Origin of the sequence: Lysinibacillus sp. NPDC056220 (assembly GCF_049315265.1) — a bacterium.
Taxonomy (GTDB): Bacteria; Bacillota; Bacilli; order Bacillales_A; family Planococcaceae; genus Lysinibacillus; species Lysinibacillus pinottii.
The window spans coordinates 952,582-975,178 of the sequence record NZ_JBMOXD010000001.1; the positions used below are offsets into that span (position 1 = coordinate 952,582).

The 22,597-nt window shown below is 37.9% G+C and carries 22 protein-coding genes; all 22 read right to left on the bottom strand.

The annotated features are described in order from the left end of the window. Positions 1-96 precede the first annotated feature (96 nt). Complete coding sequence (gene upp / locus ACOZBY_RS04495; RefSeq protein ID WP_004269470.1) at positions 97-726, bottom strand: uracil phosphoribosyltransferase; 630 nt, start codon at positions 724-726, stop codon at positions 97-99. Positions 727-850: 124 nt separating this feature from the next. Further along, complete coding sequence (locus ACOZBY_RS04500; protein WP_422761586.1) at positions 851-3,007, bottom strand: EAL domain-containing protein; 2,157 nt, start codon at positions 3,005-3,007, stop codon at positions 851-853. A gap of 280 nt (positions 3,008-3,287) precedes the next feature. Next, positions 3,288-4,529: a serine hydroxymethyltransferase gene (glyA, locus tag ACOZBY_RS04505; protein WP_012292760.1), complete on the bottom strand. Its 1,242-nt coding sequence runs from the start codon at positions 4,527-4,529 to the stop codon at positions 3,288-3,290. Positions 4,530-4,557: 28 nt separating this feature from the next. Further along, positions 4,558-5,100, bottom strand: coding sequence for a TIGR01440 family protein (locus tag ACOZBY_RS04510; protein ID WP_012292759.1), 543 nt, complete (start codon positions 5,098-5,100; stop codon positions 4,558-4,560). An 85-nt stretch (positions 5,101-5,185) separates the two neighbouring features. Next, positions 5,186-5,623: a ribose 5-phosphate isomerase B gene (rpiB, locus tag ACOZBY_RS04515; RefSeq protein WP_031418505.1), complete on the bottom strand. Its 438-nt coding sequence runs from the start codon at positions 5,621-5,623 to the stop codon at positions 5,186-5,188. Between the two features lie 339 nt (positions 5,624-5,962). Beyond that, complete coding sequence (locus ACOZBY_RS04520) at positions 5,963-7,246, bottom strand: methyl-accepting chemotaxis protein (RefSeq protein ID WP_012292756.1); 1,284 nt, start codon at positions 7,244-7,246, stop codon at positions 5,963-5,965. 14 nt (positions 7,247-7,260) lie between these two features. After that, positions 7,261-7,695 carry a low molecular weight protein arginine phosphatase gene (locus ACOZBY_RS04525; RefSeq protein ID WP_031418503.1) on the bottom strand — a complete coding sequence of 145 codons (435 nt, stop codon included), beginning with the start codon at positions 7,693-7,695 and terminating at the stop codon, positions 7,261-7,263. Positions 7,696-7,722: 27 nt separating this feature from the next. After that, complete coding sequence (locus ACOZBY_RS04530) at positions 7,723-8,220, bottom strand: manganese efflux pump (protein WP_012292754.1); 498 nt, start codon at positions 8,218-8,220, stop codon at positions 7,723-7,725. A gap of 166 nt (positions 8,221-8,386) precedes the next feature. Beyond that, on the bottom strand, positions 8,387-9,421 hold the full coding sequence (locus ACOZBY_RS04535) for an L-threonylcarbamoyladenylate synthase (RefSeq protein WP_325881097.1): 1,035 nt from the start codon (positions 9,419-9,421) through the stop codon (positions 8,387-8,389). Positions 9,422-9,522: 101 nt separating this feature from the next. Further along, a complete protein-coding gene (locus ACOZBY_RS04540) occupies positions 9,523-10,113 on the bottom strand; it encodes a stage II sporulation protein R (protein WP_036166897.1) in 591 nt (196 codons plus the stop codon). A gap of 44 nt (positions 10,114-10,157) precedes the next feature. Continuing rightward, a complete protein-coding gene (gene prmC / locus ACOZBY_RS04545) occupies positions 10,158-11,018 on the bottom strand; it encodes a peptide chain release factor N(5)-glutamine methyltransferase (RefSeq protein ID WP_031418500.1) in 861 nt (286 codons plus the stop codon). After that, on the bottom strand, positions 11,005-12,081 hold the full coding sequence (gene prfA / locus ACOZBY_RS04550; protein ID WP_012292750.1) for a peptide chain release factor 1: 1,077 nt from the start codon (positions 12,079-12,081) through the stop codon (positions 11,005-11,007). Before prfA ends, prmC begins: the two co-directional genes overlap by 14 nt. A 155-nt stretch (positions 12,082-12,236) precedes the next feature. Beyond that, complete coding sequence (locus ACOZBY_RS04555; RefSeq protein WP_012292749.1) at positions 12,237-12,809, bottom strand: thymidine kinase; 573 nt, start codon at positions 12,807-12,809, stop codon at positions 12,237-12,239. A 116-nt stretch (positions 12,810-12,925) separates the two neighbouring features. Further along, on the bottom strand, positions 12,926-13,129 hold the full coding sequence (gene rpmE, locus ACOZBY_RS04560; RefSeq protein WP_025114780.1) for a 50S ribosomal protein L31: 204 nt from the start codon (positions 13,127-13,129) through the stop codon (positions 12,926-12,928). Between the two features lie 182 nt (positions 13,130-13,311). Continuing rightward, positions 13,312-14,361, bottom strand: a complete 1,050-nt coding sequence (locus tag ACOZBY_RS04565) for an NAD(P)/FAD-dependent oxidoreductase (RefSeq protein WP_422761591.1) — start codon at positions 14,359-14,361, stop codon at positions 13,312-13,314. Between the two features lie 92 nt (positions 14,362-14,453). Continuing rightward, positions 14,454-15,488, bottom strand: coding sequence for a FecCD family ABC transporter permease (locus ACOZBY_RS04570; protein ID WP_289449489.1), 1,035 nt, complete (start codon positions 15,486-15,488; stop codon positions 14,454-14,456). Further along, a complete protein-coding gene (locus ACOZBY_RS04575) occupies positions 15,485-16,537 on the bottom strand; it encodes a FecCD family ABC transporter permease (protein WP_031418493.1) in 1,053 nt (350 codons plus the stop codon). Before ACOZBY_RS04575 ends, ACOZBY_RS04570 begins: the two co-directional genes overlap by 4 nt. 46 nt (positions 16,538-16,583) lie before the next feature. Then, positions 16,584-17,378 carry an ABC transporter ATP-binding protein gene (locus ACOZBY_RS04580; RefSeq protein ID WP_422761594.1) on the bottom strand — a complete coding sequence of 265 codons (795 nt, stop codon included), beginning with the start codon at positions 17,376-17,378 and terminating at the stop codon, positions 16,584-16,586. Between the two features lie 42 nt (positions 17,379-17,420). Continuing rightward, complete coding sequence (locus ACOZBY_RS04585; RefSeq protein WP_289449491.1) at positions 17,421-19,145, bottom strand: ABC transporter ATP-binding protein; 1,725 nt, start codon at positions 19,143-19,145, stop codon at positions 17,421-17,423. Positions 19,146-19,190: 45 nt separating this feature from the next. Beyond that, the gene (locus tag ACOZBY_RS04590) at positions 19,191-19,496 is read right to left on the bottom strand and encodes a hypothetical protein (protein WP_422761596.1); all 306 of its coding nucleotides are present in this window, start codon (positions 19,494-19,496) and stop codon (positions 19,191-19,193) included. Beyond that, a complete protein-coding gene (locus ACOZBY_RS04595; RefSeq protein ID WP_422761598.1) occupies positions 19,487-21,088 on the bottom strand; it encodes a helix-turn-helix domain-containing protein in 1,602 nt (533 codons plus the stop codon). Before ACOZBY_RS04595 ends, ACOZBY_RS04590 begins: the two co-directional genes overlap by 10 nt. A 136-nt stretch (positions 21,089-21,224) precedes the next feature. Beyond that, entirely contained in the window at positions 21,225-22,508 is a 1,284-nt protein-coding gene (gene rho / locus ACOZBY_RS04600; protein ID WP_012292741.1) for a transcription termination factor Rho, read from the bottom strand. Positions 22,509-22,597: the final 89 nt, after the last annotated feature.

Below are 22,597 nucleotides of genomic sequence, written 5' to 3' on the forward strand. Positions count from 1 at the left end.
TACTTACCTAAACATACTATGAAACGCCCTTCAAATTTGAAGGACGCTTTCACAAATTATTAGTTTCCTAAATGAGGAAATTTCATAACACCATTTTTACTTCGTGCCGAATAGGCGGTCTCCGGCATCACCTAGACCTGGTACAATATAACCATGATCGTTTAGTTTCTCATCCAAAGCAGCAATATAAATATCTACGTCTGAATGCTCTTCTTGAATAGCTTTGACACCCTCTGGTGCAGCGATTAAGCACATGAATTTAATGTTTTTAGCTCCACGTTTTTTCAATGAGTGAATAGCTTCCACTGCTGAACCACCAGTTGCTAACATTGGATCTACGATAATAAAATCACGTTCTTCCACATCTGCTGGAAGCTTTGCGTAATATTCAACTGGTTTTAATGTTTCAGGGTCACGATAAAGACCAATATGTCCAACTTTTGCGGCTGGGATAAGCTTTAGTACACCATCTACCATACCAATTCCTGCACGTAGAATCGGTACAATTGCAAGCTTTTTACCAGAAAGTACTTTTGTTTTAGCAATCGTTACAGGTGTTTCAATTTCAATTTCTTCCACCGGCATATCACGTGTAATTTCAAATGCCATAAGTGTTGCTACTTCGTCTACTAGCTCACGAAATTCTTTTGTACCTGTATTCTTGTCGCGAATATAAGTTAATTTGTGTTGGATTAGTGGATGATCAAATACATAGACTTTGCTCAAAGGGATTCTCTCCTAACCGTTCGGATTTCATTTTTATCTCAACTAGTATAACAGAAAAAAGGAATCGCCTCAAAAATAAATTTAAGGTGACTCCTTTTATTAAATTTTCTTTGACCAAAGTAAGTTATTGATCCAGAATTGTATCTAATTGTTCTATTGCCATTGGCTTAAAATAGAAATACCCCTGTCCGACTGTACAACCTAAAGCACGGAGTATTTCAACCTGTTCTTCTGTTTCTATTCCCTCTGCAACAGAAATCATTCCTAAGTTTAATGCCAATTGAATAATTGAGCGTACAATAGCAAGCGTTGCAGGGTCCTCTAAGGCATTAATAAAGCTTCTGTCAATTTTTAATTCTGTGAATGGTAATTGTTGCAGATAGCTCAATGAAGAAAATCCTGTTCCGAAATCATCCACGGATGTTTTGAAACCATAGCTTTTTAATTCCTGAATAATTGTAAAGGCAGATTGGAAGTCTACTAACCCTATATTTTCTGTTACCTCTAATATAATATTACTTGGATCTATTTCATATTTCCTAACGAGCTTTAGCGTATCTTGAACGAAATGCGTATAGTAGAAATGATCTGGTGAAATATTGACCGCTATTTTCACTAATTTCTTCCCTACCTTTTGACGTTCTGCCAGCCACGATAGCACAATTTCTAAAACTTGAACGTCAATTTCTCTAACCTTTCCCGCACTTTCCGCTACTGGAATAAAGATGGCTGGAGACACAAAGCCCAGCTTCGGGGATACCCATCGTGCAAGTGCCTCTATACTTTGAATCTCTCCATTACGTAAATCTACTTTTGGCTGTAAATGGACTGTAATTTCTTTATTTTTGATTGCTTGGGACAAATGATTTAATACTGTCATTTGCTGTACTAGAACGTCATTTTTTTCTGTCGTAAAAATTTCTGTATGTGTACCCGGTTTATCAGTAGCAGACGAAAGCGCATTATCTGCAAACCGAATTGCATCATTAATTTTTATAGCATCATTAAAGGAAGCAATCCCTGTTTTTAACGTGATGTAAATTTGCTTTCCTCCTATTATAAAGGGCTGCCGAATCGTCTCCTTGATGCGCCTTTCATAATTATTTAAATTTTCATTAAAGGTCATCGTGGATAGAATAAGACTAGAGCTTGTAAATCTCGCAATATATTCGCGATCCCCTGGCTTGTCTTGCTCTAGACGTTTGGCGAGCTGCCTTAATAATTCATCACCAAATTCACGTCCATACAGTTCAACCACTTGATGAAATTCGCTTGGTTTCACAATTTTAATATAACCATTTTGTCCACGTTCAGCCTCTTTTTCGAGGCAATTCACAAAGCTATGACGATTAGGTAAACCTGTTGTAATGTCGGTATAGGCTAAATCCCATATTTTTCTCTGTGTTCTTGCATACGTATATGCTAAGGCAACCAGTGCACTAACTTTTCGAAACATATTTGTGAAATATGCAAGGTCACTATGTGCTTCCTGATAATATATTGAAAAAAGCCCTATTACTTGTCGCTGTTGATTGCGTATAGGTATAAATAATCCATACGCTTTGTGTGAAAAAGCAGCAAATTGTCTATGCTCATCTGGAATATGCACATCATCCAAATTTTCAATAAAAATAGAGGTTTCTGATTGCATAACCTTCGTAAAAAAGTCGGTATTTTCACAGCATCTCGGTACATCTTTTGATCTACCATTATCCGTAAAAGTCTGTAATAAATTGCTCTCTGTTTTGATGAGTACCATACTGGAAGTATTCGGCATAAAAAACTCATCCAGTCCGCGACAAATAATATGCATCTTTTGCTCAAAAGAGCTATCTCTCTCTATCGCCTTATACATATCATTTTCTAAACGCATTAAGAAATCTTCCGTATGATAATACGTAACGTCCTTCATAAGGACTAACACATATTGCGTTACATTTGCATCGTTTCGAAATGGTAGAGCTTGAATTTCAGCCCAAAATGGGGGTTTATTGATACCTTTATGATGTAGCTTCGCTTGTACCATGATACCATTATGTATTTTTTCTTTAATCTTTTTTATGGTTGTCTTTTTTTCATCTAATAGCCATGTAAAATAATTTGTTTTTATGATTTGTGACCTTGAAGCATTTGTAAGACTACAAAAAGATTCATTACACTCTACTATACTATGATGATTTGTTGCATCAAAAATTACGAAGCTTTCCTTAGAATTATCCCCTATATTGAGAATACTATTTAATAAGGCATCATTATCTATATCTAACGATTTAGTGACCATCCAACCCCTCCTTCTCTATCACTTCATCCCATTTCCATTGTACATAAAATTTAATTAAATTTTCACTTTTATTAAAAAAAACTTCTTTTTTAGTACACAATCTGACCTCAGCCAACTATAATAATCCCTTTCTATCGATTATATGTAAATTTATTCAAAAATAAGAGTGTTATTATTCTTAATTAGAAAAAATATGTATTTCATTGTTCGACCTACTTTTCAAAATAAAAAACTGTGTTTAAAGTGAATTTCCCACTTTAAACACAGTTTTAGAATGCTATTAAGCGTATAATGGATGTTTATCTGTTAATGCTTTTACGCGATCTTTTGCGTCCGCTTTAACTGCTTCATCTTCAGGGTTTTTAAGAACTGCTGCAATAATTGCACCTACTTCTTTCATATCTTCCTCTTTAAAGCCACGAGATGTAACAGCTGGTGTACCGATACGAATACCTGAAGTAACAAATGGAGACTCCGTATCGTAAGGGATTGTGTTTTTGTTAGTTGTAATGCCCACTTCATCTAATGCATGTTCTGCTACTTTACCTGTCAGACCAAGAGATTTAACGTTTAATAGTAATAAGTGGTTATCTGTACCGCCAGATACAATTTCAACACCCTCAGCAATAAGGACTTCGGCTAAAGCTTTTGCATTCAATTTTATTTGTTTTGCATAGTCTTTAAATTCTGGTTGCAGTACTTCGCCAAATGCTACAGCTTTAGCAGCAATGACATGCATTAATGGCCCACCTTGAATTCCTGGGAATACAGACTTGTTTAATTTTTGCTCCCATTCTTTCGATGCAAGAATTAATCCGCCACGTGGTCCACGTAATGTTTTATGTGTAGTCGATGTAACAAAGTCTGCATATGGAACTGGCGATTGATGCTCACCAACAGCTACAAGACCAGCTATGTGTGCCATATCCACCATGAAGTATGCACCTACTTCATCTGCGATTTCACGGAATTTAGAGAAGTCAATTTCACGTGGGTACGCAGAAGCTCCCGCAACTATAAGTTTCGGCTTATGTTCTAATGCTTTTTGACGTACATCCTCATAATCGATAACTTGTGTGTCCTTTGTTACACCATATTCCACAAAATTATAAAGAATACCAGAGAAGTTTACAGGAGATCCATGTGTTAAGTGACCACCATGAGAAAGGTTCATACCAAGAACCGTATCGCCTGGTTCTAAAATTGTGTGGTATACAGCCATATTTGCTTGCGCACCAGAGTGTGGTTGCACGTTTGCGTATTCTGCACCGAATATTTCTTTCACACGATCACGTGCAATATCTTCAACTACGTCTACATGTTCACAGCCACCATAGTAGCGTTTACCTGGATAACCTTCTGCGTATTTATTTGTCAGTACAGAACCTTGCGCTTCCATAACTGCTTCGGATACAAAATTTTCAGATGCAATCAATTCGATATTTGCTTGTTGACGTTTTTTTTCTGCAAGAATTCCTTCTAATACTGCTTTGTCTTGTACTGCTAATTTTTCATATGCCATGTTAGAAAAAGCCTCCTAGTATCCTTTATTATTTATATACAGCACGTTCCCCGCCAATTAGCTTTGGACGTGTTGTTGCAATCGTCACCACTGCTTCTCCCACCATTTTCACTGATGTGCGAACTGGGACAGCTACTGCTTTCAAGTGCATACCAATTAATGTTTGTCCAATATCTATACCTGCATGTGCCTGAATGGTTTCAACAACCACAGGATTAGTAAATCGCGTATAGGCATAAGCGGACATAGAGCCACCAGCTGTACGTACTGGGACTACCGCCACTGGATCGTAGCCAAATTGTTCAGCAGTTGATGCCTCCATCGTAATAGCACGATTAATATGCTCACAGCCTTGAAACGCTAAATGTAGCTGGTGTTTCATTGCGAATTCTTGTAACGGCTCGAAAATGGCTTCTCCTATCTCCAATGCACCTGCTGTGCCAATTTTCTGACCAATCACTTCAGATGTAGAGCATCCTACGACAAAAATTGTATGAGGTCGTAATGTTACCTGCTCTTCAAATTCACTGAGTAACTGAGTCAAATGCGTTCGTATTTGTTTTACAACCATTAAGCTCAGCTCCTTCATTTATAGCCATTAAAATCATGCCATACATGACATCCTTGATGAATGTCATATATGGAATAACAATCCTTTATTGCTCAAGTTCCGTAATTTTTTCTATGCGTCGTGTATGACGACCACCTTCAAACTCAGTTTCTAGCCAAGTTTGGACAATTTCACGTGCAAGACCTGGGCCAATAACACGTTCACCCATAGCTAAAATATTAGAGTCATTATGGCATCGCGTTGCCTTTGCACTAAATACATCATGCACTAATGCACAACGAATACCTTTCACCTTATTTGCAGCAATAGACATACCAATTCCCGTGCCACAAATTAAAATACCTTTATCAAATTCTCCGTTGGCTACACCATCAGAAACTGGCTTTGCGTAATCCGGATAGTCTACTGAATCCGCAGATTGTGGACCAAAATCTTCGTAGCTAATATGAAGCTCATCTAGTAGCTGCATGATCTCACGACGTAGGTTGTTACCTCCGTGATCAGAAGAAATTGCTATTCTCACTGGGTTCCCTCTTTTCGAATTATAGTCAACCTTAGTGTACCACTTCTTTCTGAAGAATAACACGATTTTTCTTGTATTTTTATGCTGATTTCTCCTAAAAGACGAACATTTATTGTTACTTAGCTAAAAATCATTCACTTTTATATCTCTTTTTCTGTGGATATTGTGAATATCATGTTAATAAATTCGGATAATGGTCTTTTGTTGTAATATTCTATCTACTAAAGTTTTTCTCATTTTTTATTTACAGTGGACAAACTGTATCACTATTTTTTCCAAAAATAAAAAAACTGTCTATAAATCCGATTTTTCACCGCATTTATAAACAGCTTTTTGTGACTAAGCCTGTCGATCAAATTGTTGAATCACTTTATGCAAAGCTTCTGATTGCTTTTTTAAACTTTGCGCTAGGTGCTCTACTTGTTCAATGGCGTAGGCTTGTTCTTCAGCCGCACTACGAACTTCTTGTGCACCTGCTGATGTTTCCTCTGCAATTGCAGCCACTTCTTGTGATTGACGAGCAGTAGTTTCAATATTATGCATCTGCTGTTCAATTAGTGAAGATATCTCTACAATCGCTGTTGCCATTTCATGTACGTTAGACGACATACCTTCTACAGCTGTTGTTGTTTCAGATACGCGATCTGCTTCTTTCGTTGCAAATGCTACCTGTTCATTCATTTGTTTGACTACGACTTCAACATTTTGCTGCATAGATTGGATTAGAGCTGTAATCCCTTGCACAGCTTTTGCACTTTCATCTGCTAAACCACGCACTTCCTCCGCAACCACAGCGAAGCCTTTTCCATGTTCTCCAGCACGAGCCGCTTCAATAGATGCATTTAAAGCTAGTAAATTTGTTTGTGCCGCAATATCACCAACTAAGCCAATAATGCGCTCTACTTGGCCAGCATTTTCTTCTAAAGCATGAATGCTTTTTAATGCCTCATTGTTACCAGTAGCTATTTGTTGAATACTATTAACTAATGTTTCGATTGCATTTGTTGTTGTCGATAAATTATGTAAAATCTCTTTAGATTGTGATGCCGATGCTTCTGCTCTACTATTTACTTCTGTCGCAAGAGCTCGTACATCCTCAATTGCTTCAGCGGTATCTTGTACAGCTGTCGCAGATGCTTCAGCTCCTGCCGAAATATGCTTAACGGTTGAAGCAATACCTTCTGCTTTTCGAGTAGCGACTCCCGCTTCATCTGAGAGCTGAATAATCGATTGATTGGTCTGTTGAAAATTTTGGTCAATACTTTCCACCATTTGACGTAAATTTAATACCATTTGTTGAAATGCCTCTGCAACCGAACGAATCTCATCGTTTGTTTTAGGCATCTGAACATCCTGCCCAATTTTCCCCTCTGCTACTAGAGTTGCGGAATGCTCAAGTTGTTGTAAAGGTTTAATTAAGATCACGCTAAAGATGGCAGCCAATATACCTGACCATGTGATTCCTAATGCATACGTCACCACTTGAAATACTTTTCCATTAATACTTGGGAAGAAGGTCGGTTGTAAGAATTCAATAAATATAAAACTGATACTGTAAGTAATTAATGCTAGCACGCTCACAAATAACACCAATTTAAGTCGTAAACCAAATTGTTTTTTCATAGGGCTCCTCAATTCTATTGTAGTTTTTTTATTAATTGATCAACCAATTCATGTAGTTCCGCAAATGTTGCTTCGTATATTGCTCTGTTACCGCCGTAAGGATCTACTACATTCTCTAGGCTACCTTCATTTGTATACTCTTTTAATGTGAATACTTTATGATCAGTGCCTGGGAAGCTTGAGATGACAGTGTCTTTGTGAGCGGTAGTCATTGTTAGGACTAAATCTGCCCATTCCATTTCTACCATGGATAATTGTGTTGCAGAATGCTGATGAGACATTTGAGCTTCATTTAACACTTGTTGCGCATGTGCTGACATTTGGGCATTAGGCATAGCATAAATACCTGCAGAACGTACTTCTAAATTGTCTATTTGTTTATGTTTTAATATGACTTCTGCCATTGGACTGCGACAAGTATTGCCTGTACAAACAAATAATATTTTCACACTTATCACTCTCCGATTTATATTGAATTATTGCTGAATAGCTAGGATACTCATAATTATAAATATAATGCCAGCAATGATTTGAATTTTATTTCCAAAAAAGACTTGGCTCCTACGTGCAATGACTAATGACCCATAGGCACAAATCAAGGCACTCAAGCCTGCACTCATTATAAAAATGGTTTTTTCTAAGTTTAGCATACCAAAAGAAACACTAACTGAAAAGGTATCTAGGCTTGCAGTCACAGCTAAAAGTACGGGGGAAATTGTTACTTTTTCATCCCGATGAGAGAATAATAGTAAATGCATGCCCATGCAAAATAACAAAATACTCGATATCCATTGTCCCCATTCTAATAGAAAACGAACTAAATAGTTTCCTAATTCAAATCCCAACAAAGGAAAAAGCATATGCAGTGCAGCCGTCCATAGTGATAAAAATAAGCGATATCTAACATTTGGCAGCAATACATATAGACCAATAACATCAACAGACGTTAATATACCTGCAAGAATTCCCTGCAAGAATACACTCCTTCTCTCCCTAATATATTATCATTTTATGCTCGAAAATACATTATTATCATATTTGTCCACATAAGATTTTCCTTTTTATAAAGAGGATCCCTGCCTATAAAAAAAGGACAAAAGACATGTAAATTTATTAATGTCTTTTGTCACTCATTTTTATTTACAATGAATACCATTTGCCTCCAGAAGCCTTTTCAAGTCTATTCATAATAGCTGCCCCTACGCCTTCAGTCGAAGTTGTCGTAGCTAAAATAACGGTAGCTGTTGTTTTATCACATGCTCTAAGTGCATGGTATAACGAAGCACCCATGTCTTCTTTACTTCCCTCTTCACCTACTGAGAAGTAAAAATCAGCTTTAATATGTTGGAAATTTTGAGGTGCAAGAAGTGCTACTTCATGTCCTTGCTGCTGTAATTGTTGAACAGCTTCGCTTACTTCCCCATCATGGCAATTGATTAAGTATACCGGCGCATTTGGTGCATAATGTGTATATTTCATGCCTGGAGCCTTTGGTGTCTCTTTTAGTTTCTGCTCTATTTTGGTTGGTTGAATAACCGGACCAATTGTTGCTTCAAGCATCTCCTTCGTAATGCCACCCGGACGTAAAATTACTGGAGGCTCGTGTGTCACATCTAATACAGTGGATTCTAACCCAATGCCTGTGGAACCTCCATCCAATATATAAGGTATGTACCCTCCCAAATCATCTAAAACATGGATAGCTTCTGTTGGACTCGGCTTACCACTACGATTAGCACTTGGCGCAGCAAGTGGTTTTTGAAGCTGCTGTAATAAGGCAAGTGCTACTGGATGGTCTGGCATACGGATGCCGACAGTCGATAATCCAGCCGTTACACTTTGAGCCAGCACATTTGGTTTAGCAGGCATTACAAGCGTTAACGGTCCTGGCCAAAATAAATCGATGCATTGTTTGGCTATTTCAGAAATATGTTCTATATAGTTCGTTACTTCCTCTTTTGTACCAACATGAACAATTAAAGGGTTATCTGAAGGGCGGCCCTTCGCTTCAAATATCTTCTTCACTGCCGTATCATTTGTTGCAACAGCACCCAGCCCATAAACCGTTTCTGTCGGAAATGCTACTACCTCTCCCGCATTTAAGATATCCACAGCTTGTGTATAATTTATTTGACTATTCACATTACTGTCCACAACCTTGCAAACGGTTTCCATGTTTAAAACCTACCTTCATTTATTGATTCTTACTGAATTATCCACAAATTGTTTATAACTGCTTAAAAAATGTGCATAAGTTATCTGAATTTGTGAACAATTCATGCAAAAAGTCCTTTAATCCATTCCCAAATAAAGAATGTTACTTGCTCTTCCTCTTCTGGCTCTTCTGCTTTTACTTCTTCTTTTTCGGGCTCGCAAATGGATGGGAATATACTGCACCACCAGTTATCACCACGCGCATCACCAATTTTAACTACAATGGAGTGATACACATTTTGTGGATATAATACCGCTCCCTGTCTTTTAGGCGGAAATAAGTTATCCCCAACCACTACCTGTGTATCTATCTGTGGATAATTTTTGCTTAATTCTGTTTCAATTTGTTGCTTTAACGTTTGAATTTGCTCATTCCCTGCAACACCTGCAGATACTACTTGCATAAAATAGGGTTTTAATTCTTCAACAAGCTGCTCTTTCTCATGCTGATCTTGTGCTGTATTGCTATTAGCAATTACACGAATTCTAAAATCTTTTTCTTGTTCTTGATTAGTAGCCTCTTTTGCAAAACCTACTAATGATGGAATATATAAAACACATAGCTGTAAAGCAATGGCCACTACTACTAATCTAGCAAACGCTAGAAAGATATTTTGTTTAGGTAATCTAATAATCTTGTATTCATTTAACATGTAAATCCCTCCTTGCTCAACATTGTTGGCAAGATGAAGACACTTTATACATGAATCTCACAAAAAATCATTCGCGGTTTACCATTAATATCTTTTTCTATCGAAATCGTAGCCTGTGGAAAACTATCTTGAAAGAACTTTGCTACTTTTTCACCTTGTGTATAACCGATTTCTAACCCAATTAATGCTGGTCTATTCATATACGCTGGCAATTGCTCTGCTAATTGTCGATATAAAATAAGACCATCTTCCTCAGCAAATAACGCGCTATGAGGCTCATGCTTTAATACAACATCCGACATAGCCTGCGCCTCTTCAAAAGCGATATAGGGAGGGTTCGATAAAACAATATCAAACTTCTCACCTGCGAGCGGAGCAGTTAAATCTCCCAGCCTAAAATCAATATTAGCCTCTAATCTCTGTGCATTTTTTTGTGCTGTCGCTAATGCAGCTTCAGATAAATCAGTAGCTACGACCGTTAACGTAGGACACTCCAGCTTCATTGAAATGGCAATAGCACCACTGCCTGTACCTATATCAGCTACCTTCAATGCTTGGTGTTGAAATAGTTTAGTCATACGATTGATAGTGCCAAGAATCAGTTCTTCCGTTTCCGGTCGAGGAATTAATACTGATTCATCGACGATAAATGAACGACCATAAAACTCCTCACTTCCCACACAATACTGAACTGGGCGACCATTGATATGTTCCTCTATAAGGGCTTTAAATTTTACTTGCTGTGCTTCTGTTAATTTATCCTGTAAATGTAGCATAACCTCTGAATAGCTTGTACCAAGTATATGCTGCATAACAATACGTGCCGCAGTTTGCTCCCGACCATTATCCACTAAAAAAGAAGAAGCCCACTCAAGGGCCTCCATCACATTTTTATAAGTCATCATTTAAACGCTCTAGCTTCGATGCTTGTTCTTCTAAAATAAGCGTATCGATAATTTCGTCCAATCTACCCTCGACGATTTGATCTAGCTTTTGAATTGTTAACCCAATACGGTGGTCTGTTACACGGTTTTGTGGATAATTGTATGTGCGAATTCGCTCAGAGCGATCACCAGAACCCACAGCAGACTTACGTGTGGCATCGATCTCTTTTTGTGCCTCTTGCATATACATATCTGCTACACGAGCGCGTAAAATTTTCATTGCCTTTTCACGGTTTTTAATTTGCGAACGCTCATCCTGCATGGAAACTACAACACCTGTTGGTAAATGGGTCATACGGACCGCAGACATCGTTGTATTTACGGATTGACCACCTGCACCTGAAGATGCGAATGTGTCTACACGAATGTCTTTTTCATGAATTTCAACGTCTACTTCCTCTACCTCAGGTAAACAGGCTACTGTTGCTGTAGATGTATGGATACGTCCTTGTGATTCGGTAGCTGGTACACGTTGTACACGGTGGGCACCATTTTCAAATTTGAACTTTGAATAAGCACCTTGTCCGTTAATCATAAAGATTACTTCTTTATAGCCGCCCATCGGGTTTGGAGTGGCTTCCATAATATCAATTTTCCAGCCTTGTGTTTCTGCATAACGAGAATACATGCGGAATAAATCACCCGCAAAAATATTTGCCTCATCTCCGCCAGCTGCTCCACGAATTTCCATAATAACGTTCTTATTATCATTAGGATCTTTGGGAATTAATAAAATACGTAAACGTTCTTCAAGTTCTTCCTGCTGAGCTTTTAATAGGTTAAATTCTTCCTTTACCATTTCATGCATATCAGGATCTTTTTCGCTATCTAACATTTCACGTGTATCTACTAATTGCTCTTTGACATTTTTATATTCACGATACGTATCCACAGTTTCTTGGATATCTGATTGTTCCTTCGAATATTCACGTAATTTCTTACTGTCATTAACAATATCTGGGTCGCTTAAAAGCTCTGTCAGCCTTTCATAGCGATCCTCCACTGCTTGTAATCGATCAAACATGGATTTCACCTCAATTTAGTTTCTTAAATTGCTCCTATTTTTCAAGAGCTCTCCATTAAAATTACGCTAATGCATAATGGTTATTTACAATGTTTATGTCCACTACTTAGTATAAAAAACTTTTCGCATCTACGCCACTTTTTCTTAGTCCTCCATTATAGCGAAGGATGAGCATGACATTTTCGACATACAGGATAATAGGAATCGTTTCCACCAATTTGAATTTGATCTCCCGTATATACAGGCTGTCCATTTCCATCTACTCGTAAATTCATCGTTGCTTTTTTATGACAGAACCAACAAATGGTTTTCATTTCTTCAATTTTATCTGCATATGTAAGCATGTATTGGCTGCCTTCGAACAGCTCATTTTGAAAATCATTTTTTAAGCCAAAGCCCATAACTGGAATATCTAATTCATCCACAATGTTAGCTAGTTGTAAAACATGAGCTTTTTTTAAAAATTGAACTTCATCCACAAGTACACAGTATGGTTTAACTGCATTGTTTTGCACAAGCTCAAAAATATTTGTATCTTCATAAACAGGAATGGCTTGCTGTCTTAAACCTACTCGACTAGAAACAAAGCCAACCTCATCACGTGTATCTAAACCTGATGTAAACATCATTACAGGTTTCTGCTGTTCTTCGTAATTATGGGCAACTTTTAAAATCTCTATTGATTTTCCACTATTCATTGCACCATGTTTAAAATATAGCTGCGCCATACTGTCTTCTCCCTTTCTTTTGGTCGATCTGTATTTTGAAAAGACTTGCATCAACGTGTCATATTTACTGAAAAAAATACCTGCCAAGCACATGCTTGGCAGGTATTAAACTAACATTAGTTTTTAAGACCGTATTTTTTGTTGAAACGATCCACGCGACCATCAGTAGACGCGAATTTTTGACGGCCAGTATAGAATGGGTGACATTCGTTGCAGAACTCGACAACGATGTTTTCTTTTACTGAACCAGTTTTGAAAGTGTTCCCACAAGAGCAAGTTACTGTTGCTTCTTTGTAGTCTGGATGAATTCCTTGTTTCATATTCGTTTTCTCCTCTCGCCCTGAACCATCTGGAACAGAGTATTATCGAACTGTACCTTACATAGCCCGAATATGAGTGAAACCATCAGCTATATATGTACACGTTGCATACCTAAGAAGTATAGCATAGTCGTTTTATTATTTTCAAGAAAAAAATATCAAAAGAAAGATATCCATCGTTTTTATCCTCGAACTTCTCGATAATCATTGTCTTGTAACCCTATTTTTTCATTTCGCTCTTTGAATCGGATATTATGAGAAGACACATAAGCAACCTTTGGTGCATCAGGTTCTATTAATAGCTTTGCACTATTTAACGCTAATATACCATCTGTATAGGCACCTGCTATTAACCTAACTTTACTTGGATGATCAATAAAATCACCTGCACCATAGATTCCTTCTATATTAGTTTCCCTCTTTTCATTGACGAGTGCCACACCATCTTTAATATGTAATCCCCATTCTTCTAGTGCACCATAATCACATTTTAAGCCATGGTTCACAATAACGGCATCTACTTCAACTCGCTCTATCTCATTCGTCTCTTTATTCATAATCGATACAGACTGTATTAAATCCCCATCACTATGTAATTGCACTACTTCAAATGGTGTTTTTACACATACGGAGGATTCCTTCATCCGTAAAACGTTCTTTTCATGACCACCAAAGTCCTCACGACGATGAACGATGGTCACACTTGCTGCAATTGGCTCTAACTCATTCGCCCAATCGACAGCTGAATTACCACCACCTGAAATTAAGACATGTTTATTCCGAAAAATCTCTAATTCCTGTACAGTGTAGTGTAAATTAGTTACTTCATAGCGATCTGCTCCTTCTATTTCAAGCTTTTGCATCGTCAGAACGCCATAACCAACCGCCAAAATCACTGTTTTGGAAAAATGCTTTTCACCCGTTGAGGACGTTAAAATAAATGTTCCATCTGGTTGCTTCTCTAATCCTTCCACCTTTTGATTTAATATAATTGTTGGATCGAAGGTTTGAGCTTGTTCAACAAGCTGTTTGATGAGCTGTCCACCTAAAATAGGGGTAACTCCACCAACGTCCCAAATCATTTTTTCGGGATAAATTAACATACGACCACCAAGCTGAGAGCTATACTCGATAATTTTCGTTTTTAAATCTCGCATCCCACTATAAAAGGCTGTATAGAGACCTGCTGGGCCACCGCCAACAATCGTTACATCATAGAGTTCGTTCTCCATTTTTACATTCCATCCCCTTCATCTTAACTCCGTCAATAATTATTTGCACTCGGCTCATACACTTTTATTGTTCACCAAGGTACCTTCACTATTTATTCCTTAAATCGTGCTAATAAATACAAGAAATAAGGAGCGCCTATAACGGCTACTACAATCCCTGCTGGAATTTCTGAAGGCTCGAGAATAGAACGACCTATCGTATCAGCCATTAATACGAGGAAACCACCCAATAATGCCGCCGCAGGAAGTAAAAATTGATGCTTTGCTCCAACCAGCTGGCGAGCCAAATGTGGGGCAATAAGCCCTACAAAGCCAATACCACCACTTACAGAAACACTAGCTCCTGCTAAACCAACAGCTGCCGCTAATAGCCAACGGCGCTCTCTTTCAATCGAGGCACCTAATCCAACAGCTGTTAATTCCCCTAAATTTAAAATGTTTAATACCCGCGATTTCGCATAAACAAATGGTAATAAGATCACTAGCCATGGGAGCAGCGAGAGAACAAATCTCCAATTTGAACCCCAAATGCTCCCCGCCAGCCATGTAGCCACAAATTGATAATTTTCAGGAGATAGCCGTAGTGTTAGCACAATCATTGCCGAGCTAATTCCGGCTGCTATAGCCACCCCTGTTAAAATTAAGCGCATCGGTGTAATACCTTCGTGTCGTTTATAAGAAAGTGAATAAATTAGGACTGCTGTTAAGCCTGCTCCGACAAAGGCAAGTACAGGGAGTAAATAAACAGGTGCTGCCTTCGTTGTTGGAAAAAATGAAATATACAGCATAACTGCAAGACCAGCACCAGCATTAATCCCTAAAATACCTGGGTCTGCTAAAGCATTTTTGGAAACGCCTTGTAAAATTGCCCCTGAAATAGCTAAGCCCATTCCCACTAATACAGCAATCACAATTCGTGGAAGCCTAAATTCAAATAAGATTAATTGTTGTTGTGCATCTCCTTGTCCAAAAAGAGTCTTAAAAACCTCCAACGGCGTTAGCTTAATCACCCCAGTATTCATACTAATCACAAAGGTAACGAAGATTAAAACAAGCAATGTAGCAATGATGATAAAATTTTTCTTTCTTGTTTTCTGCTGACTTGGTGTTAAGTAGCTGTTACTCATAACTCTTTCCCTCCTTTACGCGCTAAATAAAGGAAGAAGGGTACACCAATAAAGGCAATTAAAGCACCAATCGGCGTTTCATAAGGTGGATTGATAATGCGTGCTACTAAATCAGCTAACACCACAAGCAATGCTCCATATACTAAAGAACATGTGATAATCCAGCGATAATCATGACCCACTATGTATCTCGTTAAATGAGGAACTATTAAGCCTACAAAACCAACTGCTCCAACAACAGAAACTGCTGCACCTGCTAAAATTAACACAATAATCATGCCCCATATTTTCACAACAGCCGTTCTTTGACCAAGTCCAACAGCAATTTCTTCCCCTAAGCTCAGTACAGTGATTGACCGTGATAAGATAAGAGCTCCTATCATCGCAATAAGAATCCAAGGTGATAGTATTTGTAGATGGCTCCATTTTGTTCCCGAGACACCACCTGCATACCAAAAGGCCAGGTCTTGACCAATACGGTAATAAAGGGCAATTCCTTCTCCTAGCGCTCCAAGCAATGCACTAACAGCCGCACCTGCTAAAACAAGTCGCATTGGTGTTAAGCCACCTTTAGACAGTGACCCAATACCATAAACAATGGCCACCCCAAGACCTGCTCCTATAAAGGACCATAAAATTAAAAATATATATGGCATACCAGGGAAAAAGGCAAAGCACACGGCCAACATAAATGCGGCTCCTGAGTTCAAGCCTAACAATCCTGAATCTGCTAATGGGTTACGTGTCATACCTTGCATAATCGCCCCGGCTACTGCAAAGCTTGCTCCTACTAGAGCAGCCCCAAGTACTCGTGGTAAGCGAATATCATGAATAATTTGATGTGTCGTTAATTCCGGTGAAAAATGGGTAACTGCTGTCCAAACAGTACCTAGTGAAATATCTGCTGCACCAAAAGAAATCGATAAGCCAATAGCTAAAATTAATCCAATTACTCCTACAATTAAAGCCACTACTCCACGGATCGGATGAGATCGTTTCTGTAGCTCCTCTAAATCGTTGAGCTCTCCTACTCCTGTCGACGTAGTCATTCTATTTCCTCCTTATAAACTTCCCAATACACATACGGACTAGATTTTATTTCTTCATATCGTATAGCTGATAGGATAGGCAGATTGGATTATTACTATATGGACAAACAGCCATTTCAGCATCAATATTAAAAACGCTTTGTAAATTTTCCTTTGTCATTACTTTTTCTGGACTTCCATCTACCATTAAATTCCCGTCTCTCATGGCCAAGATAAAGTGGGAGAATCGTGACGCATGATTCAAATCATGTAATACCATGATTATTGTTCGACCTTCTTCTTTATTTAACTTCTGTAGAAGCAATAAAATATCTAGCTGATGGGCTAAATCTAAATATGTGGTTGGTTCATCCAGTACTAGAATATCGGTGCCTTGTGCTAATGCCATGGCAATCCACACCCTTTGGCGTTGGCCACCCGACAATGCTTCAATTGGTCGATCACTAAAATCCCTTAATCCTGTCACATCAATAGCCCAATGGATATACTCATAGTCTTCCTTGCGTAATGTGCCAAATCCGACTTGATGAGGAAAGCGACCATATGATACCAACTCAAATACAGTTAAGCCTCCTGGAGCTGTTGCCGTTTGAGGCAAAATAGCCATTCTTTTGGCAACTTCCTTGGTCTTCAATTGATGGATGGCTTTACCATCTAAATAGACAGCTCCATTTTGGGTATGAAGTACACGAGCCACGGCCTTTAATAAAGTAGATTTCCCACAACCATTCGGTCCAATAATTGTGGAGATTTGCCCTTTTGGAATTTCCACACTTAAATCATTGACAATGAGCGTCGAAGAATAACCAATCGCTACACGATCTATTTCTAGTACTGACATAATTAACTTCCTTTCATTGTTGAGAGTAGCTTATAACTAACCTTATATTTGTAGACCAAATTGAGCTGTATACAAGCCATAATAAGCATGTTTTCGTTCCATTAATTGCTCATGTGTTCCTTCTTCAATAATGCCCTTTTTCGATACAACAACAATTCTATCTGCATCTTTGATCGTTGCTAATCGATGGGCAATTACCAACGTCGTACGACCAATGGAAAGCTCGTTTAATGCTTGTTGAATAGCTTGTTCGGTTTCAGTGTCCAATGCCGATGTTGCTTCATCAAGTATGAGTATCTTTGGGTTTTTCAGGAAAATTCGCGCAATGGATAATCTTTGCTTTTGACCACCAGATAACTTCACACCCCGCTCACCAATTAATGTATCCATACCCTCTGGGAGCGCCTTAATGACATCAGTCAGCTGTGCGCGCTGTGCGGCATACCAAATATCTTCTTCACTGGCATTCAAATTACCGTATGCGATATTATCACGAATAGTGCCATCAAATAAAAAGACATCTTGTTGAACAATCCCAATATGGCCACGCAATGATTGCAATTTGAAATCGCGTATATCCACACCATCAATTTTAATGGAGCCTTCATTGACATCATAAAAACGGGGAAGCAAACTGCAAATAGTAGATTTCCCTGCCCCAGATGGACCTACAAGGGCAACAGTCTCACCGGAACGAACCGTTAAATTAATTTGATGTAAAGCACGATTTGTATCCGAGTAGCCAAACGATACATCTGTGAACGTAATTTCTCCGTCAATTTCATCGATGTCCTTCGCTCCTGGTCGATCCGCTATCTCAGGCTCTGTTTCAAGGAATTCAATATAACGTCTAAATCCTGCCATCCCTTTTGGATAGCTTTCTATAAACATATTGATTTTATTAATAGGGCCTAGCAGAATCCCGGAAAGTAAAATAAATGCGATAAAGTCCCCATTTGATAGATCACCATTTAACACAAAATAAGCACCAACAAATAATGTAAATAATGATAATATCTTTGTCAGAATACCTGAAATTGCTTCATTCCAAGCCATAACCTTATAAGAGAACAACTTGGTCATTCGGAATCTTTCATTATTCACTTTAAAGCGTTTAATTTCATGATCCTCATTTGTAAAAGCCTGTACAACGCGAATACCGCTGACATTGTTTTCAACACGTGCATTAAAGTCAGCAATATCACCAAACATTTGACGGAATGCTTTGGACATTAACTTTCCGAAAATAATTGTCAAAACTAGGATGATCGGCACAAGTAGGAAAATAAGTATTGTAAAGGTTGGATCTATGTAAAACATGACACCAAATGTCCCTATAATGGTCATAGCAGCAATAAAAATATCTTCTGGACCATGATGAGCAAGCTCACCGATATCCATTAAATCGTTTGTTAATCGGGAAACAAGATGCCCCGTTTTATTATTATCAAAGTATCTGAAGGAAAGTTTTTGTACATGGCTAAAGGATTCCTTTCTCATATCCGTTTCAATATTAATCCCTAGCATATGCCCCCAGTAGGAAACGATGAAATGGAGAATGGAGTTAAAGATATATAAAGCAAAAAGCAATAAACTCGCCATAATAATCCACTTTAGCTCGCCATCTGGCAAAATATCATCAATTACTTTATTTAAAACAATTGGAAACGCTAATTCAATTAATGCTACTAAAATGGCGCAGCTAAAATCTAAAATAAATAAGCGTTTATACGGTTTGTAATATGAGAAAAATCGCTGTAATAACATGGTTGGTAGCCTCCTATTGCAATATCAATCTTCATATCTACTAATTTATTTTTGTTGAACCTTGGTAAACTCTACTATTTTGTCAGCTAGCTCTTCAGCTTGATGGAGACCCGAAAGTGGATCTGAGGCAAAATAATATTCCGATGGAAGCTCTATGATTTGATTATTTTTTACGACATCTAAGTTTGTCCAAGTGCCTGGCAACTTCCCATCTTTGTTAAAGAAGTTAATCATGAAGTTATAGTCACCTACATAATCACCTACTACCTCATAGGAGATCTCATAACGTCCACCACTCGCCTCTTTTGCATCAAATAACTCCTGCACTTTTTCTTGTGGTTTCATGCCCAAAATTTGATAGAGTGCTCTACCACCCGATACACTTGAATTTCCAACAATAGTTGCATTTTTTCAAACATTTCGTAAATAGTAAATGTTGCTCCGTCTGGAATTACATCATTAATTTTTACCTTAGCTTGGGCTAAACGTTCTTCAAACTCATCCATAAAGATTTCTGCTTCTTTTTGTCTTCCTAAATAATTCCCCATTGCCTCAATTTCCTCTCTAGCTGATGAATGAGCATCCTCAGCAAAAACAATTGTAGGTGCAATTTTCTCATACTTGCCTACATCTTCTGGATTCCATGTAATAATTAAATCCGGCTTTAGCTCTAGAATTTTTTCCAATGATACCTTACCATCAGTACCAATATTGGTAATTTCCCCATCCTTGTAGTGTTGTTTTAGAAATGCTGCATAATCGAGGTTAGCTGTTACGCCTCCTACTGGTACAATATCTAACGCTAAAATTTGTCCTAAGTACCAGTCTGTGATGACTCTTTTTGCTCTTACTGGAATTTCTACTTCACGACCACTGTCATCTGTCACCATTCTCGTCTCTATAGTATCTGAAATAGTGTGGTCTACTTTTGTTGAGACCGAATTTTCATTACATGCAGCTAATAAAACAAACAGGCTCAGAAAAAAAGGCAGTTTTATATGTTGAATCATCTTTTGCATCATCATCTCATTTTCTCCAATCTCAAATCGGTGTGCTTGCGCGAGCTGATTTTCATTGTATTGAAAATGATTCTCATTTGTAATGGCCATTTCAGACATAAATGATGCATATTTCAGCCTAAAATTACTTGGTGCCATATTTGTAGCCTTTTTAAAGGCACGACTAAAATAGTATTCATCTTCATAGCCAAGTGAAATAGCAATTTCCTTTATACCAAATTGATTTTCTAACAAATATTGTTTTGCCTGCTCAATTCTCAATTGCTGTAAATAAATTTGTGGTCCTACCCCATAGCGTGCTTTAAAAATTCGTAATAAATGTCGTGTACTAATATGGAGCGTATCTGCCAGTGATTGTATAGATAATGGTTGGTGAAGATGCTGATGAATATACAGCCGTGCTACTTCTGCCTTATCCATTTCATGTGGGTTGCCCTGCCCATCTGCTAATTCCTGAAACATACGATAAACAAATTCATACAAAGAAGCTTTGACTGAAAAATGATCTTGAATAGAGCCAGATATCCATTTGCTATACATATCTTGAAGAATGTTATGAATGGCTATTGGATTAGCAGGCACACAAGAGAAATTTATTTGAAAAGGTTGATATTGCATCTGTAAATGCTGCATAAAGGCATCTTTATAGATGACATCTCCTTCATAACGTATGAGGAAGTAGCTAACACTATGCTGTGCATTAATCTGCAAACACTGAGATTTACCAATGTGAAAAATACTGAAACGCTGTACATAATAAGGCTGCTCATCAATGACAATTTGCGCCTCGCCTGCTGTAATGATAAGAAACGAACTATTAGTTAATACCTTTGAAACTTGAACTTTTGATTTATTTATGTAGTTAATATGCTTCATTTGAACATAGGCATTTTGCCAAAGCAGCATATAGGCATCATAATTCATCCGAATCTCCTTCAAAAAGATATTTATTAATTTCATTATATTGATAATGATTATCAATTTCAATAAACATTTTTTCATTCAAACATATACAAAAAAAATCACCATTGACAATTATTTGTCAATGGTGATGGCAGTTCTATAATAAACCTTTACCTTTTGTTGCTTTTTTCATATCTTCGTTCAGTTTTTCAAAAAATTCTTCATTAGATTTTGTTGTACGAAGTTTTTTCAAGAAGCGTTCCGCAAAATCAGGCGCGTCTGAAAATGTTTTACGAATTGCCCATAGTTTTTCAAGTTGTTCAGGCTCAAGCAATAACTCTTCCTTACGTGTACCTGAACGGCGAATATCAAGCGCAGGGAAAATTCGGCGCTCTGCCAACTGGCGATCTAGATGAAGCTCTAAATTACCTGTCCCCTTAAATTCCTCGTAAATAACCTCATCCATACGTGAACCAGTATCTACTAAAGCAGTCGCTAATATCGTTAAGCTACCGCCTTCTTCAATATTTCGAGCCGATCCGAAGAAACGCTTAGGTCTATGGAAGGCAGCAGGGTCAATCCCCCCTGAAAGCGTGCGTCCACTTGGAGGAATAACTAGGTTAAATGCACGTGCCAAACGTGTGATAGAATCCATTAAAATAATGACATCACGTTTATGTTCCACTAAACGGCGTGCACGTTCTAAAACGATTTCTGCTACTTTGACATGATTCTCTGGAACTTCATCAAACGTTGAGCTAACAACATCTGCATTTACAGATCGCTCAATATCCGTTACTTCTTCAGGACGTTCATCTATCAGTAAGACAATTAACTCTGCTTCTGGATGATTTGTCGTAATAGCGTTTGCAATTTCTTTTAATAAAGATGTTTTCCCCGCTTTCGGCGGAGCTACGATTAATCCACGCTGACCAAAACCTACAGGCGCCACTAAATCCATAATACGTGTTGATAAATTACGCTGAGTTGTTTCCAGTTTAATTTGTCTGTTTGGATATAACGGTGTTAAAGCAGGGAAATGCACACGTTCCTTTGCAACTTCAGGATCCTCGCCATTGACGGCATCTACTTGTAATAAGCCGTAATAACGTTCATTTTCTTTAGGTGGTCGCACCTTCCCAGATACCTTGTCCCCATTACGAAGATCAAAGCGACGTATTTGAGATGCAGAAATATAAATATCTTCTTTACTTGGAGAGTAGTTTATTGGTCGAAGGAAGCCAAAGCCCTCTTGCGAAACAATTTCAAGTACGCCTTCCATAAAGAAATAGCCTTCTTGCTCTGAACGCGTTTTCAAAATAGCAAATATTAATTCTTTTTTCGTTAGCTTGCTATAATATGAAATTTTATATTGGCGTGCAAGAGCGTAAAGCTCTTTTAACGTCATGTTTTCTAATTGAGCGATTGTCAATGCAGACATATGCACAACTCCAGTCTTTTTCAAAATATAATACAATTATTGGGGTTATCATCGAAGATTTTTTACGAACGAATAGCTCTGTTCATAGT

Bases quoted from the DNA above. Each gene is read 5' to 3' on its own strand.
- ACOZBY_RS04500 (WP_422761586.1), bottom strand. From the start codon at position 3,007: ATGGTCACTAAATCGTTAGATATAGATAATGATGCCTTATTAAATAGT.
- glyA (WP_012292760.1), bottom strand. From the start codon at position 4,529: ATGGCATATGAAAAATTAGCAGTACAAGACAAAGCAGTATTAGAAGGA.
- ACOZBY_RS04510 (WP_012292759.1), bottom strand. From the start codon at position 5,100: ATGGTTGTAAAACAAATACGAACGCATTTGACTCAGTTACTCAGTGAA.
- ACOZBY_RS04520 (WP_012292756.1), bottom strand. From the start codon at position 7,246: ATGAAAAAACAATTTGGTTTACGACTTAAATTGGTGTTATTTGTGAGC.
- ACOZBY_RS04535 (WP_325881097.1), bottom strand. From the start codon at position 9,421: ATGGAAACCGTTTGCAAGGTTGTGGACAGTAATGTGAATAGTCAAATA.
- ACOZBY_RS04540 (WP_036166897.1), bottom strand. From the start codon at position 10,113: ATGTTAAATGAATACAAGATTATTAGATTACCTAAACAAAATATCTTT.
- prmC (WP_031418500.1), bottom strand. From the start codon at position 11,018: ATGATGACTTATAAAAATGTGATGGAGGCCCTTGAGTGGGCTTCTTCT.
- prfA (WP_012292750.1), bottom strand. From the start codon at position 12,081: ATGTTTGATCGATTACAAGCAGTGGAGGATCGCTATGAAAGGCTGACA.
- ACOZBY_RS04555 (WP_012292749.1), bottom strand. From the start codon at position 12,809: ATGGCGCAGCTATATTTTAAACATGGTGCAATGAATAGTGGAAAATCA.
- rpmE (WP_025114780.1), bottom strand. From the start codon at position 13,129: ATGAAACAAGGAATTCATCCAGACTACAAAGAAGCAACAGTAACTTGC.
- ACOZBY_RS04565 (WP_422761591.1), bottom strand. From the start codon at position 14,361: ATGGAGAACGAACTCTATGATGTAACGATTGTTGGCGGTGGCCCAGCA.
- ACOZBY_RS04570 (WP_289449489.1), bottom strand. From the start codon at position 15,488: ATGAGTAACAGCTACTTAACACCAAGTCAGCAGAAAACAAGAAAGAAA.
- ACOZBY_RS04575 (WP_031418493.1), bottom strand. From the start codon at position 16,537: ATGACTACGTCGACAGGAGTAGGAGAGCTCAACGATTTAGAGGAGCTA.
- ACOZBY_RS04580 (WP_422761594.1), bottom strand. From the start codon at position 17,378: ATGTCAGTACTAGAAATAGATCGTGTAGCGATTGGTTATTCTTCGACG.
- ACOZBY_RS04585 (WP_289449491.1), bottom strand. From the start codon at position 19,145: ATGTTATTACAGCGATTTTTCTCATATTACAAACCGTATAAACGCTTA.
- ACOZBY_RS04595 (WP_422761598.1), bottom strand. From the start codon at position 21,088: ATGAATTATGATGCCTATATGCTGCTTTGGCAAAATGCCTATGTTCAA.
- rho (WP_012292741.1), bottom strand. From the start codon at position 22,508: ATGTCTGCATTGACAATCGCTCAATTAGAAAACATGACGTTAAAAGAG.